Here is a 17,974-nt window from a genome sequence, read left to right on the forward strand (position 1 = left end):
TCTGGTTTAGAAAACAAAAAGGGACAAGCCTTGGCTTGTCCCCCGTTATCGAACTTAGTGTCTGTCGTTTCTGTCGCGGCGCGGACGATCTCCACGCGGACGATCGCTGCGCTCACGGCGCGGCTGCTTCTCCGGCAGGACGTTCTCCGGCACGGCACCGTCAAGGTCGATCAGCGCTTCGCGGCGGGAGAGGTTCAGTCTGCCCTTATCGTCGATTTCAAGCACCTTGACCTTCACGATATCGCCGACATTGACGACATCCGTGACGTTCTCCGTGCGCTTGATGTCGAGCTGAGAGATATGCACAAGGCCTTCCTTGCCCGGGGCAATCTCCACAAACGCGCCGAAGTCCATGATTCTCGTCACGCGGCCGCTGTAATAGGAGCCCGGCTCCGGGTCGTTGACGATGGTGTCGATGATGTCCATAGCGCGGCGGCACTTTTCAATGTCTATGCCCGCAACATAGCAGTGGCCGTCGTCCTCGATATCGATGGTAACGTCGCACTCGGCGCAGATCTTCTGAATGACCTTGCCGCCGGAGCCGATGACCTCGCGGATCTTATCGACCGGCACGATGGTGGACAGCATCTTCGGTGCATATTTGGAAAGCTCGGGACGCGGCTCTGCGATAACCGGCAGCATAACTTCGTCCAGAATGTAATTTCTTGCTTTGTGCGTCTTTGCAAACGCTTCCTTGATGATCTCCGGCGTGAGACCGTGAATCTTCAGGTCCATCTGAATGGCGGTGATGCCCTTCTTTGTACCGGCAACCTTAAAGTCCATATCGCCGAAGAAATCCTCAAGGCCCTGAATATCGACCATGGTCATCCAGCGTCTGCCCTCGGTGATGAGGCCGCAGGAAATACCGGCGACCGGCGCTTTAATCGGCACGCCTGCGTCCATCAATGCCAGCGTAGAGCCGCAGATGGAGCCCTGAGACGTGGAACCGTTAGAGGAAAGCACCTCGGAAACCAGACGGATGGTATACGGGAACTCCTCGACCGGCGGGATAACCGGCACAAGTGCACGCTCTGCCAGTGCGCCGTGACCGACTTCACGTCTGCCCGGGCCTCTGGAGGGCTTCGTCTCGCCTACGGAATAGGACGGGAAGTTGTAGTGGTGGATGTAGCGCTTGGACTCTTCGTCGTCGATGCCGTCAAGGAGCTGGTTGTCACGCGTGGAGCCGAGCGTTGCAACGGTAAGCACCTGCGTCTGGCCGCGGGTGAACATGCCGGAGCCGTGTACGCGCGGCAGCAGACCGACTTCTGCGGCAAGCGGACGAATCTCATCCATACCTCTGCCGTCAACACGCTTCTGCTCGTCGAGCAGCCAGCGGCGCACGACGAACTTCTGCGTCAAATACATGCACTCGTCGATCTTTGCCGCCTGATCGGGGTAAATTTCGTCGAAGTGCTCGTGCACTTTTTCGTAAACAGGCTTGAGTCTCTCGTCGCGAACGGTCTTGTCGTCCGTATCGAGTGCGGCCTTCACGTCATCAATGGCGAAATCGCGGATTTCTTCGAACATCTCCGGATCCGGCTTATTGGACGGGTAAGAGAACTTCTCTTTGCCGATCTCCCTCTGGATACCCTTGATGAACTCAATGATTTTCTGGTTTTCCGCATGGCCTGCCATAATGCCGTTGAACATATCCTCGTCGGACACTTCGTTTGCACCGGCCTCGATCATTGCGATGCGCTCATCGGTGGAAGCGACGGTAACAGCCATCTGGGAGAGCTTTCTCTGCTCTGCCGTCGGGTTGATGATGAACTCGCCGTCGATGAGGCCGACGGAAACGCCGCTGATGGGGCCGTCCCACGGAATGTCGGAGATGGACAGCGCGACGCTGGTGCCGACGAGTGCGGCAATCTCCGGGGAGCAATCCGGGTCAACGGACATGACAGTGCAGACGATGGAAACATCGTTGCGCATGTCCTTCGGGAACAGCGGGCGGATGGGGCGGTCGATCATACGGCAGACAAGAATCGCCTTATCGGTCGGGCGACCCTCACGCTTTAAGAAAGAGCCCGGGATCTTGCCGACGGAGTAGAGCTTTTCCTCGAAGTCAACGGAAAGCGGGAAAAAGTCGATGCCGTCACGCGGCTTTGCGGCAGCGGTGGCTGCCACGTGGATGGTGGTCTCACCGTAACGGACAAGGCACTCGCCGTTTGCAAGCTGTGCCATTTTACCGGTTTCGATCTTTAGCGGGCGTCCGGCAAATTCCGTTTCAAATACTCTGAAATTTTCAAACATAAAGGTTATTTTCCTTCCCCCCGAAAGCCGGGATTTTCCGACTCCGCAGACCGTTTAACAATTAAACCGACGCACACGTATTTTACGACCTGTATGCGCCCGTTTCACTGCTAAACAGCCCTTGGAATCATTTTGTGCAGATATTAAATCAGCTGCGCGGGTCGCGCGCAGCTGAAAAAAGACAAAAAATTACTTACGGATACCGAGTTCTGCAATGATTGCTCTGTAACGCTCGATGTCAACCTTAATGAGGTAGTTGAGAAGGCTTCTTCTCTGGCCGACCATCTTCAGCAGGCCGCGGCGGGAGTGATGATCCTTCTGGTTGGTACGGAGGTGCTCGGTGAGGTCGTTGATTCTCTTGGTGAGAACGGCGATCTGAACTTCCGGGGAACCCGTGTCGCCCTCATGGCGTGCATACTTCTTGATGATCTCTGTCTTTTCGCTCTTCAGCATTGTGTTTTCCACCTTTTCTAAAATATTTGCCGCGCTCACAGGTCTGGGTCGGTGTTATCCCTGCGGAGATGTCTCCCAAAAGGGTTAGTCCCTGATCCGAGGACGGGCACTTTGAAAGTATAGCATAATTCTTCAAAGTTTGCAAGCGGTTTTTCCTCTGCGGCGCAGATTTTTCGTTCCGTACAAAATGACGAAAACGTCCGGCCCAAAACCGACTTTTTCACGGCTCTTCCTGCCTTTTTTGCGAAACTCGGACATTTTCGACATGGTGCATCTTGACAAGCTTTTGAAATCCGTATACTATTAAACAGTTAATTATCGAAACGACCGTGCAAAAGCAAGTTTACCCGTGAAAGACTGAACACAAACGACGCGAAAAGGCGTTATGGGCGCGGAAGTTTTTCCGCCGGAGAAAGGATATTTTTAATGAGCAAAATTGCAGTTGTTACCGATACAAACAGCGGCATCACCCGCGAGGAAGCGAAAAAGCTGGGCGTTTATCTTCTGCCCATGCCGTTCATCGTAGACGGCACGGAGTATTTTGAGGGCGTCACCTGCACGTATGAGCACTTCTTTGAAATGCTGGAAGCCGGCGCAGAGGTCTCCACCTCTCAGCCCTCGCCGGAATCCCTCACGGCGATGTGGGATGAGGCGCTCGCGACACACGATTCCGTTGTGCACATTCCGATGTCTTCGGCGCTGAGCGGCTCCTGCAACACCGCAAAGGCACTCGCCGCGGAATATAACGGCCGCGTATGCGTTGTAGACAACAAGCGCATTTCCATCACGCAGCGCGAATCCGTTCTGGATGCGCTGACGCTCGCCGAAAAAGGTCTGACCGCAGCCGAAATTTGCGTGCAGCTTGAAAACACCGCGTATAACGCGAGCATTTACCTTGCCGTGAATACACTGGAGCTCTTAAAAAAGAGCGGCCGTGTGACGCCGGCCGGTGCGGCGCTCGCGACGCTGCTGGGCCTCAAGCCCGTTTTGCAGATTCAGGGCGGCAAGCTGGACGCTTACGCGAAGGTTCGCGGCATGGCAAACGCCGAAAAGGCAATGCTGAAGGCGCTTGAAAAAGATCTGCAAACGCGTTTTGCGGGCAAAAAGGTGCACATTGCGGCGGCGTACTCCGGCGACATCAAGCCCGCGCTCGAGTGGCGCAAGACAATGCGCAAGTATTTTGATGACAACAGCATTGAGCTTTACAAGCTCCCCATCAGCATTTGCTGCCACGTCAGCTCCGGCGTAAAGGCGCTCGGCTGCTTTGAATATTTTGAGTGATTTTTGCGTTTACATACAAAACCCTCGCTGTGTTCGTTTGAAGCACAGCGAGGGTTTTCTTATTTATGTTCAAGCATTTCAATGCTTGCGGCACGGTTATGGAGGCTGCCAAGCAGGCCTTTGAGGCTTAAAATGCGGAAAAGCAGCTGTTCGCGCTCGGTAAGCGGCGTTTGAAACGCGGCTTTGACGTCTTCGGTCGTTTTGCCGCAGTACCGCTCGAACGCTTCCGGCGTGATGCCGAGCATTTCGATGAGGGCGTCGATGTCGTCAACGACGGTTTTTACATCGGCGTTTTTGCCGCTCTGCGCCAAAGAGAGGTACTCCATGAGCCAATCGAAATACATGGTTCCCTTTATGCTGCCCGGCGCGGCTTCCAAAAGCGCATCGAGCGTTTCGGCATCGCAATGCGCGATGGTTTTGAATGTTTCAAACCCGAGTCCTGTTTTTTCGCGGCAGGTTTTTTCCCATTCTTTCATGTCGATTTGGGTGAGCATGTGCGGGGGCCTCCTTTTCAAACGCTTCAAACAGCGTTCTTGCGGTTTTTTCGTTCAGGCTGATCTCCGCTTTCAGCGCGTCTAAATCGGGAAACTTTTTTTCGTCCCTGACAAAGCTCAAAAGCTCCAGACGCAGTGTTCTGCCGTACAGGTCGCCGCCTGTGAAATCGGGCATCCAGGTTTCGGAAAGCGCGTGGTCGGAACCGACGGTGGGCTTTACGCCGACATTCGTCACGCCGCAGTAGGTTTTGCCGTCCACATACACGGCGGAGGCGTACACGCCGAAGCGTGGCAGCACAAAGCGCGGCGGGAAATTCTGGTTAATGGTCGGCGTGCCGATGGTATGACCGATGTGGTTGCCGTGCACGACCTCAAAGCAGAAGCCGAACGGTCTGCCCAGCATGGCGGTGACGTCTTCCATCTCACCGTTTTCAATCGCTTTACGGATGCGCGTGGCGCTGACCCGCTCGCCTTTATATTCCACTGTGGGCACGACGTGCATTTCGCCGCCGTGGGCTTCGCAGAGCTTTTTCAGCCACTCCGTGTCGCCCGCCGCGAACTTACCGAAGCGGAAATCCGCGCCACAGGCGATGCGCTTCGCGTTCAAACCGAAGCGCAGAAGGTTTGCAAAGCGCTCCGCGGGCCACTCTGCAACCTGTGCAAAATCCGGCATGATGACATACTCCACGCCCCAGCTTTTCAAAATGCGCATGCGCTCCTCAACGGTGGTGAGATAGCAGCAGGTGCCTGTAAGGTACTCCGCAGGGTTATCCCGAAACGTGAAAACAACGGGTGTGAGCCCGCTTTCCACCGCCGTGCGAATGACCTTATAATGCCCGATATGCAGGCCGTCAAACGCGCCGAGCGCGACCGCCGTTTTTTTCTCGCCGATGAACTTTCGTATTTCTTCCGTATTGCGAATGACGTGCATGTGCCGATTCCCTCTCATTTTTCTGAAAATGATTTAACGTATTTGAATTCCCCGTTTTCCGCGCGAGCGAGTCCCAAGAACTTCTCGCCGTCTTCGTACAGCGCGACCTGCGTGCCCTCCGGCATGGCGATCTTCGGTGCACGGCAGCGCGAAATTGTGAGTGCACCGCCGTTTAAATATCTTTGTGCCTGCGCCGGTGTGACAGACACGGCAGTGAGCATCGAAAAGAGCTTTTCCACGGGGCGAAGAATTTCATCAAAGCTTTCCCCGTTTTCTTTCATCGCCTTTAATGTATCAAGCGAGACGGCGTCTGCTAGCGTAAAGCCGCACGCTGCTGTTCTTCTGAGCGCCGTCATGGCACCGACCGTGCCGCATTTTTGGGCAATGTCTTCGATCAGCGTGCGGATATACGTGCCTTTCGAGCACGTGACGTGCAGCTTGCCGGTTTTTTCATTCTCGTTATATTCGAGCAGCGTGAGCTCCGCAATATGTACGGGCCGCGCTTCGCGCTCTACTTCGATGCCCTGCCGCGCGAGCTTATATAATCTCTGTCCGTTGACGGAGACAGCGGAATACATAGGCGGCACCTGTAAAATATCGCCGCGAAAAGAATACAGTGCAGTTTCGAGCGCAGCTCTTAAAACGGGGGTTTCATCCGTTTTGATGACTTCGCCGGTCACGTCGCCGGTGGTATACGCTTCGCCAAACCGAAAAGACGCTTCGTAAGTCTTTGCGGTTTCCGGCAGAAGCGACACGGCTTTTGTAGCGCGGCCGAGCAAAAGCGGCAGAACGCCTGTTGCCATGGGGTCTAATGTGCCCGTGTGGCCGATGCGCCTTTCGCGCGTCAACCCGCGCACGACCGCCACGGCGTCGAACGACGTGAAGTCCTGCGGTTTATCCAAAACGATGATGCCTTCCATGCTGCCTCCGTATTACCAGCCCGCCTCTTCCACGAATTTGTAGAAGTCCTTTTCCGCGTCTTTGTCTTCTGCGCGGATGGTGCCGACGGTCTCGGTATAAATGATGTATTCCTCTTCGCCGTCCAAATCAAACAGCGTATCGCACAAATTCTGGTCGTATGCGCCGATACCGCAGGTGCCGAGATTTAAAGCACTGCACGCAAGATACAGGTTTTCGCCCACGTGGCCCATATCAACAAGGGAACCTCTGTGGCTGAAAATGCCGTATCGCCACTCAGTGCGGTACGGAACGAACGACCAATAGAACACAACGCTCGACTTTTTCACCCAGTGCTGATCGCACAGGGACTTGTCGATGACGTCTTCGATGTTTTCCACCTCACCGAGATACTCGAGCTGATTTTCGAGCGGCAGATAGTGGTATTTGCCGGGCTTTAAGCCCTCTACACGGCGCACGAGCAGGTATGTTTCAAACGGATGTCTTGCGCCGCCGCACGGCACGGTACGCAGCGTTGCATACTTTTTGCCGCGGATACCCTTTACGCCCTGCGTTGCCCAAAGCAAAAACGAAAGCTCCAAAAGGGACAGGTTCTCTTCCGTATAAACGCGGGAGGAGCAGCGGTTGAAAATGACATTTAAGAGGTCTTTTTCGAGGCCAAGCGGCTTAAAATCGCGCGGCAGATCGATACGCGTATCGCTCACCGGCGCTTTCGTCAGCGGCGGCTGCGGCAGCATTTTCTGCTGGTCGGTCTTGTAGCCCTCCGGCTCGTCGCTTGCATCTTGCTTTAAAAAGCCACGTCGGCTTTCTGTGATGGCGCGAATTTCTTCGGGTGTTAATTCTTTCATGTGAACTCCTCCCATCTGATTTACAGCTGAATTAAATTGCCGATTTTCACTTATTTTCGAGCGCTTTGATGGCTTCGCCGCAGGCGGCTACCACGCGCGCTTTTACGTCTTCAAGCCCGCCCGTAAGGGAGCAGCCTGCCGCACCCTTGTGTCCACCGCCGCCGAATTTGGCGCAGACGACGGACGCGTCCGCGGGGTTCGTGGCACGCATGGAGACCTTCCAAACGCCCCCTTCGCGCTCGCGCAGCGTAAAGCCCAGCAGAACTCCCTCCACCTGGCGCACCATAGCGGAAACGCCGTCGAGATCGTCTTCGGAAGCGCCGGTCTCTGCGATGACGTCACTCGTCAGGCAAAACACCGCGCACTTACCGTCACAGTGAAACTCCATGTCGCTGTACAGGCGTTTCAGCAGCGCTACGGCAGCGCGGCTTTTGGTATCAAACATCAGGCGGTTGATCTCCGCGGCGTTCGCACCGTGCTCCAAAAGGTCCGCCGCGATGCGATACGTGTTTGCGGAAGCGTTCGGGTAGCGGAAGCAACCCGTATCGGTGGAAATGCCCGTATAAAGGCAGTCCGCGATCTTCGGCGTGATCTCCGCGCCGAGCGCCGGAATCAAACGCGCGATGAGCTCGCACGCCGCGCCTGCGGTGCCTTCTACCCACGTTTCTTTGGCAAACGGACGGCAGGACGCGTGGTGGTCGATGGCAAAATCCGTTTTGTCGCCGTAGGGCTCCAAAGAGCCGAGCAGCGTTTTATCGGCCACATCAACCGTCACGATATGCTCCGGCTCGAACTCGCCGTATTCGATGCCCTCAAAAAGATATGTGAATTTCGGCGGCACGGGGTCTGCACAGCGGAACATGACCGATTTGCCGAGCGCGATGAGTGCGCGGCTGAGCGCCGAAGCGCAGCCGAGCGTATCGCCGTCCGGCGAGCGGTGGCTGAGGATCAAAATTTTGTCTGCGCCGCGCAGGAAATGTGCGGCATCCTCCAGATTTGCCATAAGCGTGACCAAGCTTTCGGGCGGAATTTACGCCCAAAAGCACTCCTTTCTTTGAATCTTTACGGAAAGCTTATTTTTTCTCGTTTTCAAGGTCGTGCAGAATGCGCGAAATGTTGGCGCTGTACTCAATGGAATCCGTCGCCTTAAAGATCATTTCCGGCACATGGCGCAGCTTTAAGCGGTTTCCGAGCTCGCGGCGTACATAGCCCGCGGCGCTTTTAAGACCCTTAACGGCATTTTCCGCCGTCTCCATGCCCTCCATGGCGCTGACATACACTGTGCAGTAGGAAAGGTCGTTTGTGACCTCCACACGCACCACACTCAGCATGCAGCCGCTGACGCGCGGATCCTTGAGTTCTCTTAAAATAGCGGAAACCTCACGGCGGATATCCTCCGTGGTTCTGCCCAATTTATAACTCGGCATCGTTTATTCTCCTTTCTCTTCCGGCAGGAAGCGCGCGGAAATGAGCTCCGCTGCAACTTTAAAGCCCGCCTTCAGACTTTCTGTTTCGATCCACTCGCCGCGCGTGTGCTCACCGGCACCGATGCAAAGGCCGATTGCCGCAGCAGGAATGCCGTTTGCAAGCGGGATGTTGCAGTCTGTGGAGCCGGCATACACGCCCGGGCGCGTGCCGAAATGATTTTCCACCGCGTCCGCGCACTGTGTTAAAAGTGCGGTCTGACGCGGGTCGTGATTTTCTTTATTGCCGCAAGGGCGCTCGCCGAGCAGCTCTGCCGTGACGTCTACGCCCTCTGCTTTAAATTCTTCCAGTATTTTCTCAAAATATGCCTTGGCATCCATAAGGCACGCGTAATCGTCCGAGCGCATTTCGTACAGCATTTCCGCCTGTGCCGCAATGCTGTTGACGGTCGTGCCGCCCGAGATCGTACCGACGTTGAATGTCGTTTTCGCGCTGCCTGCGGGAACTTTGTATTGATAGAGCTCCGTGATGATGGCAGAAAGGCGCTCAATGGCATTTACGTTTCCGAAATCGGCAAACGAGTGACCGCCCGTGGTCTTCACTGTGACCTTGTAGCGCAGAGAGCCGACCGCCATGCCGACGATGCCGTCAAGGTAGCCGTCAAATGAAATGACCTGCTCTATGCGCTTGCCGTACCGTGCGTTTAAAGCGCGGCTGCCTTTTAAGTTACCGAGGCCCTCCTCACACGAGTTCATGACAAATACAATGCCGCCGTTCGTTTTCGGCTTTTCGTTTGCGACATAAGCCGCCATAAGCATAAGCAAAGCGACGTTCGCGGTGTCGTCACCCACAGCGGGGCAGAACCACTTGCCGTCCTTTTCGGTCAGTTCAAGGGGCACAGACTCCGGGAAAACCGTGTCGATATGCGCCATGAAAATGGCGACGGGCACATCGTTTTCGGCGTTATATTCGTAAATGACGTTTTTCGCTTCATCGATAAAAGCGTTTTCCGCGCCGTGGTCCATAAGCCACGCTTTGCAGAATGCGGCACGCTTTTCTTCGTGGTGGCTCGGCGACGGGATCAAGCACAGCGTGCGCAGCAGCTCCAGCGCCGTTTGGTGATTCGCGAGAACGTATTCGTTCAAATTCATAGGGAATGCCTTTCTAAAGCAAAGCCGCGTCCCGCGATGGGGACGCGGCTGAACCGACTTTTAGTCTCTGTACTCTTCCATTTCGTAGGCTTCGAGGATGTCGCCCAGCTTGATGTCGCTGAAGCGCTCCAGCGTGATGCCGCAGTCGTAGCCGTCCTGCACTTCCTTCACGTCGTCCTTGAAGCGGCGCAGGGAAGCAATCTTATCATCGGCAACGATGATGCCGTCACGCACAAGGCGCACCTGCGCGCCGCGCACGATCTTACCGGAGGTGACGTGACCGCCGATGACCATGCCGACGTTCGTGATCTTGTAGACCTCGCGGCACTCTGCCTTGCCGAGGAACACTTCGCGGTACTTCGGTGCGAGCATGCCCTTCATAGCGGATTCAATCTCTTCGATGCAGTCATAGATGATACGGTAGAGGCGCATATCGACACCGTCGCGCTTTGCGTTCTCTTCCGCGACCGGGTCCGGGCGGACATTGAAGCCGACGATGATGGCATTCGAGGCGTTTGCCAACATGACGTCGCTTTCGCTGATTGCACCGACCGCGCCGTGAATGACATGCACGCGCACTTCGTCGTTGGAGAGCTTCTCGAGGGACTGACGGACAGCTTCAACAGAGCCCTGCACGTCGGCCTTGACGATGACCTTGAGCTCCTTCATCTCGCCTTCCTTCATCTGCTCGAAGAGGTTATCCAGCGTAACCTTCGTCTGGGAGTTGAACATCTCTTCCTTCTGCTCGGTAAGACGCTGCTCAACGAGCTCACGTGCCAGACGCTCGTCGGAAACGGCGTTGAACGTATCGCCGCCGACCGGCACTTCGTTGAGACCCGTGACCTCAACCGGCACGGACGGACCTGCGCTCTTTACGCGCTCGCCACGCTCGTTCATCATGGCGCGAATACGGCCGACCGTGGTACCTGCGACCACGATGTCGCCGGTATGCAGCGTACCGTTCTGCACGAGGACGGTCGCAACCGGGCCGCGGCCCTTATCGAGGCGCGCCTCAATGACGGTGCCCTTTGCGGCACGGTCCGGGTTCGCCTTGAGCTCCTTCATTTCCGCAACGAGCAGAATCATTTCAAGGAGATCATCGATACCCATTTTGGTGTGTGCGGAAACCGGGATGCACGGCACGTCGCCGCCCCACTCTTCCGGCACGAGCTCGTATTCGGTGAGCTGCTGCTTGACGAGATCCGGGTTTGCGGCCGGTTTATCCATTTTGTTGATGGCAACGATGATGGAAACGCCCGCTGCCTTAGCGTGGTTGATGGCTTCTACCGTCTGCGGCATGATGCCGTCATCGGCTGCGACGACCAGCACGGCGATATCCGTAACCATGGCGCCTCTTGCACGCATGGTGGTGAAGGCGGCGTGACCCGGCGTATCAAGGAACGTAATGTCCTTGCCGTCGATATTGACGCGGTATGCGCCGATGTGCTGCGTGATGCCGCCGGCTTCGCCCGCGGTAACGTTTGCGTGGCGGATGGCGTCCAGAATGGAGGTCTTGCCGTGGTCAACGTGGCCCATGACAACGACGACCGGTGCGCGCGGCACAAGGTTTGCATCGTCGTCTTCGCTGTCGTCGATGATGCGGTCTTCGATGGTGACGACGACCTCTTTTTCGACCTTTGCGTGGAACTCATCGGCAATGAGTACGGCGGTATCAAAATCGATGGTGTCGTTGATGGTAGCGAAAACGCCGTTTGCCATGAGCTTCTTGATGACTTCGGCGCTCGTTGCCTTCAGGCGGAGGGCAAACTCGCCGACGGTAATCTCATCCGGCACGGTGATGGTGATGGCCTTTGCCTTGCGTTCCGCCGCGATGCGGTTGAGTCTTTCCGCTTCCGTCTCGCGCTTTGCGCTGCGCGGCTTGCCGCGGCGCTGGCTCTTCTGGTTGATCTTCTGCTTTGCGGCAACGGTGTCGTTCTTCACCTTGTCGTACGCCAGACGGTCGTACTTTTCGTTGTACTTGTCGATGTTGACGTTGACCGTTCTGGTATCGACCACGCGGCGGCGCGGAGCTTCGCTTGCGGACTCCTGTGCCGGAGTGTTGTTGCTCGGCTGGTTGTTCTGCGCAGGACGCTGCGGCTTATTCTGCTGCGCGTTCTGGTTTCTGTTATTGCCGTTATTGTTGCGGCGGTCGTTATTTTTGTTGCGATTATTATTGTTATTCACGTTCTGCTTCTTCGGCTCCTGCGTGTTCTTAGCGGTTTTTTCGCTCGGTTTTTCCGCTGTTTTCTCGGCCGGCTTCTCTTCGGTCTTTGCCGCATTGCGCGTTGCAAAGTACGCGTCAAAGTTCTGTGCGGCATGATCCTGCGTGAAGCGGTCAAAAACGATATCGAGCTCGTTTTCTTCTAACGCCGTCATGTGCTTTTTCGGCTCTTTTACGTACTTGCCGAGAATATCCAGCACTTCTTTATTCGGCACATCCAGATCCTTTGCCACATCATGCACTCTGTATTTAATCATCATATACGCATTTCCTCTCTTTCTCCGTCTGCGATGAGCTGCTTCAGTTTTTCCGCAAATCCGCGGTCACACACGGCAAGCACACCGGCCTTTTTGCCGATGGCTGCAGAAATTTCTTCCATGGTAAACGCAGGCTCCAAAACGGATACATGATACTTTTCCGCTTCAAAGCGCACGTTCTTCTTCGTTTTGTCCGAAAGGTCTGCGGCAAGGATCACAACGCCGCACGCGCCGCTGCGCATGGCTTCCACGGCGGTATCAAAGCCCCAGTTGAGCTTTCCCGCACGTCTTGCAAGGCCCAAAGCGGACAGTGCTCTGCTCATTTTTGCGCCTCGCCCGCCTTTCCTTTCACATCTGTACACAGCTCCTGATACATGGCGTCATACACGGCGTCTTCAATTTTGCAGGAAAACGCGCGTTCAAAGCGCCGCGCCTTCTGTGCCTTTTTCAGGCACTCGGGGTCCCTGCAAACGTACGCGCCGCGGCCGGGCTTGCGGCCTGTAAGGTCCAAAGAGACCTCGCCGCCTGTCTGCACACCGTTCTCATCTTCCTTAACGGGCGCGCGCACCACGCGCACCAGTTCCTTTTTCGGCTTCATTTCACCGCATCCCGCACACATACGGAGCGGTATTTTCTTTTGTTTCACGCTGTATCACGTTCCTTTCTGCGAGATGCAAGTTTCAAAAAAGCTTACGCTTCCTCTTCTTCGCCGAAGAAGCCGCTTTCCGGCTTAATGTCGATCTTCCAGCCGGTCAGCTTAGCCGCAAGGCGGGCGTTCTGGCCCTTGTTGCCGATGGCGAGGGAAAGCTGGCTGTCCGGCACGGTGACCTTGCAAACGTGGGAACCGTCCTCTGCCGTTTCAACGGAAAGCACGGTCGCCGGTGCAAGCGCCGCTGCAATGAACTTTGCCGGGTCTTCGCTGTAGTCGACAATGTCCATCTTCTCGCCGCCGAGCTCGTTGACGATGTCGGAAACACGCGTGCCGCGCGTACCGATGCAGGCACCCACAGCGTCTACGTCCGGATTATGGGACATAACGGCGATCTTCGTTCTGGAGCCGGCCTCGCGGGCAACGGCTTTGATTTCTACGGTGCCGTCGAAAATTTCCGGCACTTCCTTTTCAAACAGGCGGCGGATAAGATCCGGGTGCGTGCGGGAGATGATGGCCTTCGGGCCCTTTTCGGTCTCCTTAACGTCTACAACGTAGACCTGTACGTGGTCGCCTTCCTTGACGTTTTCGGTGCCGACCTGCTCTCCCTTCGGCAAAATGGCTTCTGCCTTGCCGATCTTCAGGGACAGTGCACCGGTCTTCGGGTCTACGCGCTCTACAAGGGCGCTGACAAGCTCCTGATGGCGACCCTTGAATTCCTGCATCATCTGGTCGCGCTCGCTGTCACGGATGCCCTGACGGATGATGTTTCTTGCGGTCTGCGCTGCCACACGGCCAAACTGTTTTGTATCGAGACGGTGGCGCACAAAGCCGCCAATCTCCGCGCGCGGGTCGTACTGCTTGACGATCTCAAGTGCAATCTCGCGGTTCGGGTTTTCCACTTCTTCTACAATCTCCTTGCGCAGGAATACGTCAAACTTGCCGCTTTCCGGATCCATGTCGATGACAACGTCCTCGTTGCCGTAGCTGTTTTTGCAGGCGGTGGCAATGGCCTTCTTAATCTTATCGATCATGAAATCGACCGGGATGCCTTTTTCCGCTTCGAGGAGCTTCAGAGCCTCAAACAGCTCCTTGCCGTCATTGTTCACTTCTTTTTTCTGCGCCGCTTTTCTTGCCATTTTTCAAATTACCTGCCTTCCGGTATTATTCTTTCAAATTTTTGTATTATAAACGGGAGCCTTCCCGGGTCAGTCATAATCTTCGATAAGGTTGACGCTGGCACATTCTTTTCTGGTGAACGTGACCGTGGTGTCCTCCTCGGTGATGACCTCAAAGTCGCCGTTTTCGGCAACGTCGATGAGGATGCCCTCGAGCTCGCGCACGCCGTTTTCAAGCGGGCGAATGAGCTTTACGCGCACCGGCGCTTCAAGGAAAGCCTCAAAGTGCTCCGGGCGGGTGAGCTTGCGGTTGATGCCGGGCGAGGAGACCTCCAAGGTATATTCCTGCGGAATGGGGTCTTCGCTGTCCAGCACGGGGTTGATGGCGCGGGTGAGGTCTACGCAGTCGTCGATGCCTACGCCGCCTTCCTTGTCAATAAAAATGCGCAGATACCAATCCGCGCCCTCTTTCGTGAACGTAACGTCCCAGATTATGAGCCCAAGCTCCTTTGCGAGCGGCTCTGCCAGCGCGCGCACGATCTCCGTAGTGCTGCCTTTCTTTTTCTCTGCCATACGCAGCTTCCTTTCTCCGCCCGCTTTTCGGCGGCTGTGTCTGTTTTGGATATACACCCTAATACAAACAAAAGAGCGGGTCGCCCCACTCTTTCATCATCCTACTATCTTACCGTAAAGATTATACCACAGCGCCGCTTTTTTTGCAAGGAGAAAAACAAAGTTTTCCGCACAAATACGGGTGTGTTTTTACGTTTTGGCACGGCATTTTTCACAGGCTGTATGCCTCTGCCGCGCAAAACGACGTCCGTGCGCTTTATTTCCCGAAAAACACAAAAAACGGACGCGCCGCCTTTTTGCGGTCACGTCCGTCGTTTGTGCTTATTTTATTCCGCTGCGGATTCAAGCTCGGAGGTCGTGCTCTCTTCCTCATCGCCCTTTACGGGCTTATTCTGCGCGATGACTTCCTTTGCTTCCAGAACCTTCTGGATATCGCTCATGCGCACGGAGCCGGTCGGCTGATCGTTCAGTGTGGCAACGGCGCGGCGTTCGGATGCCGGGTCTGCGTAGAACTTAATCTCCTCGCTCTTTCTGCCGTCGAAGAAATCGTACTTAATTGTGAGGATCGGGTCGCCCTGCGGCTCCTGAATGTCCTCGTTCAAAACGGAGATGGCGAGCAACATCTGGTAGAACGGCTGGTAGTAATCGTAGTTGATTTCCTTGCCGTCCTTCGAGACTTCCAAATCGTAGAATGTGTTCGTCTCGGTGGATTTCTCCTCGTTCTCAATGCGGGTCACGTCGTAGACATCCGTACCGGTGGACGAGGTGAGGGTCACGCGGGAAACGCTCTTGATGTACGGCAGGCGCACAAAGCCGTCGCGCAGGGAATACACTTCAATATTCACCCAAGAGGTCACGGCGCTGTCCGTGATGGTGTAGATCGTTGTGTCGTCGTCCACCATCATGCTGTACAGGTCGCCGGTCTTATCGCCGAGCTTAATGACATGGTGCTCATCGTTCATCGTGTAATCGCACACAGCGACCGGGTTATCCAGACCGTACTTTGCGACGTCTTCTTCCGTAGCGTGTACGGCGAGGACACCGGCAGCCGTCACGTTTTGCAGCTGCTCCACAAAGTCGTCGATCTTGCCGGAGTTCATGCCGGCGTAGATCGGCTCTGTGATGTCGTACGCGAGCACTTCGTCATCGGAAAGGCCGAACTGAATTTCTTCCGGATAGTTCTGGCCGGAAAGGTGCAGGCTGTTGATTTCGCTTGTGCTGTCCGTCTCGGTGCCGTCCGTCGCAGTGATGGTCGGCGTCGGAATTGCGATGAGCGACTTATTGAGGAAGTCGTACTTAGACTGCTTCAAATACGTGGAAACGGGCACGATGTACACTTCGCCCTCATACAGCATGTAAGAGCCGGAGGATTCACCGGCCTTATTGCCGATGGTGAATGTCTGGGACATGCCGTCCGTGTAGTTCATGGTGATCTTGTAGCCTTCACCGCTACCGAGGCCGTACTCGGAGAGGTCCTTCACCTCACCGATCTTCTTCGTCGGCGTGACGGAGTATAGACGGTCTGCAAGGCTCTTTACGTTCGAGTAAAGCACGTCAAGGTCGTCCCAGCCTTCAATGATGAAGGTCTGCTCGGTGTCGCCGCTCGAGGTGGTCGTTTCCGTTGGGATAATCGTATAGCTGTCGTCCGCGGCGAGGTCTTCAATGTCGATGTTCTTCACGTCTTCGGCGGTCTTATCGATCAGTGCGGGCTCCGTGCTCTCGGAAACGGCGCTGGAGCTGCTTGCGTCGTCTTCGCTGTCCTTCGGAGACGTGAGGATCAGCGCTGCGGCAGCCGCGCCCAGCACGATGAGCACAACGAGCGTGATGATAATGTATTTTGTGGTTTTCTTCATGGGAAGCAGGTTCCTTTCTTCGGCTTACAGATGTCTTCTTCTGAGGAAGATGACAAGGCCGATGACAAGGACGGCAACCGGCACCACAATGGTGAACAACATCATACCAATGCTCCAAGTTACAGCAGAGGAAGCATTAATATCCATTGTATTCGTTTGTGTCTGGTTAACAGTAAGACCTACGCGGGTGTCCGTCGTTCCTGTAAGGTTCTTAATGAGGTCCAACGTAACATCCTTATTGCCAAAGGTGGAGTTGCCCAATAAACTACTTCCATCATAGAAATCCGCTGCACAACCATCAACAACTACATTTGCGCATATCTTACCCTGATTATCCATATAGCGCTGTGCAAATGCAAGAATAGTATATGTGTCCGTTTCCGGTGTTTCGAGAACCTTTTCATCGTTGGAAAGGTAAGCAGTATCACTGGTTTCAATCACAGAATAAGTACTGATATCGTTGTTTGCTGTAAACAAACGCTTTACGGGAGCAGCCTGTACCTTTACAACATTATCATAAGTTTTGCTAAGTACACTATCTGTAACATTTGCAAAAATTGCATACGGCATATTATAAAGAGTGTTATTGGTGTTGCTCTCCAATACTTCCTGAGACTGAGGCTCCATACCCCACTCAGCTAAGAAAGAAGAAAGGTTTGGCATAGAACTCCAGCCAGCATTCGGCGCTGTCATTACATACAACGTTCTGGAAGAGCCCATTTTCTCGTCACCGAGATAGGCTTCGAGCTTAGAAAGCTCTTCGGACGTATAGTCCGTGGTCGGCATACCAAGTACAACGATAGATGCGTCTTCCGGAATTTCGTCTGTCAGCATGTTGAACTCTTTGACTTCAAAGTTATTGTCATTTAACAATCCTGTGAAACTCGTAGATGTTGAGGTCGTAATAGCTTCGCTATGACCCGTTGCGAATGCGACGACCGGAACGGTATCGAGATTGACGAGGTACAGGGCGTTTGCAAGTGCGCCGTCTACCTTGGAGTAGTAGTTATACTGGCCGGAGGAAGAATCCTGCTGGATGCTGAACAGGTCGGTAACGGCGAGCGTCTTGTGGCGCTTATCCGTCTTGACCATGACCTTACCGGTCGTAAGAGAGTCACCGGCATAATCGCTGATGAACTGCGGGTTCATGTCCGGGTCGATGTACTCGACTTTGATCTTGTCGTTCAGCTCATGCAGACGGTCTGCGAGGTTCGCGACCTGACTGTACTTTAAGCTGTAATTGGAATAGACCTCATCGCCGCGGATCGCGTCCTCGGAGCCGATGATGTAAATGGTCGTTTCGTTGACGATCTCCTTTGCCACGTCCGTTGTTTCGTCGCTCAGGGTATTGAGGCCCTCTTTCGTGAGGTCGAAGTTCATGGACGGAAAACGCGTGGTCAGCGCAGAGACCAGAACGTTGATGACGATAATCACGGCGATAAACACAACCGTGAACACAACGGCCAAAGAGCCGTGCTTGAATTTTTCTTTATGCACCGCGGTCTTTACTGCGGAAAGGTTCGGTTTCTTACTCATCTCTATGCTCCTC

Annotated in this window: 17 protein-coding genes; 1 reads left to right on the forward strand and 16 read right to left on the reverse strand. The window is 54.8% G+C overall.

Annotated features, from left to right (window positions below; all coding sequences use genetic code 11):
* Nucleotides 1-54: 54 nt before the first annotated feature.
* Together ACI0CA_RS15355 and rpsO are read right to left on the reverse strand one after the other, a co-directional pair.
* Nucleotides 55-2,253 (reverse strand): polyribonucleotide nucleotidyltransferase, encoded by a 2,199-nt coding sequence (locus ACI0CA_RS15355; protein ID WP_417422860.1) that lies wholly within the window; start codon nt 2,251-2,253, stop codon nt 55-57.
* Between the two features lie 189 nt (nt 2,254-2,442).
* Nucleotides 2,443-2,706 carry a 30S ribosomal protein S15 gene (rpsO, locus tag ACI0CA_RS15360; protein WP_176819595.1) on the reverse strand — a complete coding sequence of 88 codons (264 nt, stop codon included), beginning with the start codon at nt 2,704-2,706 and terminating at the stop codon, nt 2,443-2,445.
* Between the two features lie 426 nt (nt 2,707-3,132).
* On the opposite strand from rpsO, the gene ACI0CA_RS15365 reads away from it, so the two are divergent.
* Nucleotides 3,133-3,987, forward strand: a complete 855-nt coding sequence (locus ACI0CA_RS15365; protein ID WP_446806654.1) for a DegV family protein — start codon at nt 3,133-3,135, stop codon at nt 3,985-3,987.
* 59 nt (nt 3,988-4,046) lie between these two features.
* Here the strand turns inward: ACI0CA_RS15365 and ACI0CA_RS15370 are convergent, their stop codons facing one another.
* From ACI0CA_RS15370 to ACI0CA_RS15435, 14 genes are all read right to left on the reverse strand, one after another.
* Nucleotides 4,047-4,463: a hypothetical protein gene (locus ACI0CA_RS15370; protein ID WP_446807018.1), complete on the reverse strand. Its 417-nt coding sequence runs from the start codon at nt 4,461-4,463 to the stop codon at nt 4,047-4,049.
* Nucleotides 4,414-5,412 (reverse strand): riboflavin biosynthesis protein RibF, encoded by a 999-nt coding sequence (gene ribF / locus ACI0CA_RS15375; protein WP_446806652.1) that lies wholly within the window; start codon nt 5,410-5,412, stop codon nt 4,414-4,416. Before ribF ends, ACI0CA_RS15370 begins: the two co-directional genes overlap by 50 nt.
* A 14-nt stretch (nt 5,413-5,426) precedes the next feature.
* A complete protein-coding gene (truB, locus tag ACI0CA_RS15380) occupies nt 5,427-6,332 on the reverse strand; it encodes a tRNA pseudouridine(55) synthase TruB (protein WP_446806651.1) in 906 nt (301 codons plus the stop codon).
* 12 nt (nt 6,333-6,344) lie between these two features.
* Nucleotides 6,345-7,178 (reverse strand): SagB/ThcOx family dehydrogenase, encoded by an 834-nt coding sequence (locus tag ACI0CA_RS15385; protein ID WP_308449454.1) that lies wholly within the window; start codon nt 7,176-7,178, stop codon nt 6,345-6,347.
* Between the two features lie 46 nt (nt 7,179-7,224).
* Entirely contained in the window at nt 7,225-8,181 is a 957-nt protein-coding gene (locus ACI0CA_RS15390; RefSeq protein WP_446806650.1) for a DHH family phosphoesterase, read from the reverse strand.
* A 70-nt stretch (nt 8,182-8,251) separates the two neighbouring features.
* A complete protein-coding gene (gene rbfA, locus ACI0CA_RS15395; protein ID WP_176819602.1) occupies nt 8,252-8,605 on the reverse strand; it encodes a 30S ribosome-binding factor RbfA in 354 nt (117 codons plus the stop codon).
* Between the two features lie 3 nt (nt 8,606-8,608).
* Nucleotides 8,609-9,754 (reverse strand): M20/M25/M40 family metallo-hydrolase, encoded by a 1,146-nt coding sequence (locus tag ACI0CA_RS15400; protein ID WP_412605097.1) that lies wholly within the window; start codon nt 9,752-9,754, stop codon nt 8,609-8,611.
* Between the two features lie 60 nt (nt 9,755-9,814).
* Complete coding sequence (gene infB, locus ACI0CA_RS15405; protein ID WP_395590819.1) at nt 9,815-12,235, reverse strand: translation initiation factor IF-2; 2,421 nt, start codon at nt 12,233-12,235, stop codon at nt 9,815-9,817.
* A complete protein-coding gene (locus ACI0CA_RS15410; protein ID WP_446806649.1) occupies nt 12,232-12,555 on the reverse strand; it encodes a L7Ae/L30e/S12e/Gadd45 family ribosomal protein in 324 nt (107 codons plus the stop codon). The genes infB and ACI0CA_RS15410 overlap by 4 nt, the downstream gene beginning before the upstream one ends.
* A complete protein-coding gene (gene rnpM / locus ACI0CA_RS15415) occupies nt 12,552-12,878 on the reverse strand; it encodes an RNase P modulator RnpM (RefSeq protein WP_308449459.1) in 327 nt (108 codons plus the stop codon). Before rnpM ends, ACI0CA_RS15410 begins: the two co-directional genes overlap by 4 nt.
* Before the next feature lie 44 nt (nt 12,879-12,922).
* Nucleotides 12,923-14,020 carry a transcription termination factor NusA gene (nusA, locus tag ACI0CA_RS15420; protein WP_176819606.1) on the reverse strand — a complete coding sequence of 366 codons (1,098 nt, stop codon included), beginning with the start codon at nt 14,018-14,020 and terminating at the stop codon, nt 12,923-12,925.
* A 69-nt stretch (nt 14,021-14,089) separates the two neighbouring features.
* On the reverse strand, nt 14,090-14,572 hold the full coding sequence (gene rimP, locus ACI0CA_RS15425; protein WP_176819607.1) for a ribosome maturation factor RimP: 483 nt from the start codon (nt 14,570-14,572) through the stop codon (nt 14,090-14,092).
* Between the two features lie 326 nt (nt 14,573-14,898).
* Nucleotides 14,899-16,425: a DUF4340 domain-containing protein gene (locus tag ACI0CA_RS15430; protein WP_446806648.1), complete on the reverse strand. Its 1,527-nt coding sequence runs from the start codon at nt 16,423-16,425 to the stop codon at nt 14,899-14,901.
* A gap of 24 nt (nt 16,426-16,449) precedes the next feature.
* The gene (locus tag ACI0CA_RS15435; RefSeq protein ID WP_446806647.1) at nt 16,450-17,961 is read right to left on the reverse strand and encodes a Gldg family protein; all 1,512 of its coding nucleotides are present in this window, start codon (nt 17,959-17,961) and stop codon (nt 16,450-16,452) included.
* Nucleotides 17,962-17,974 lie beyond the last annotated feature (13 nt).

Origin of the sequence: Hominenteromicrobium mulieris, assembly GCF_046197855.1 — a bacterium.
Classification (GTDB): Bacteria; Bacillota; Clostridia; order Oscillospirales; family Acutalibacteraceae; genus Hominenteromicrobium; species Hominenteromicrobium mulieris.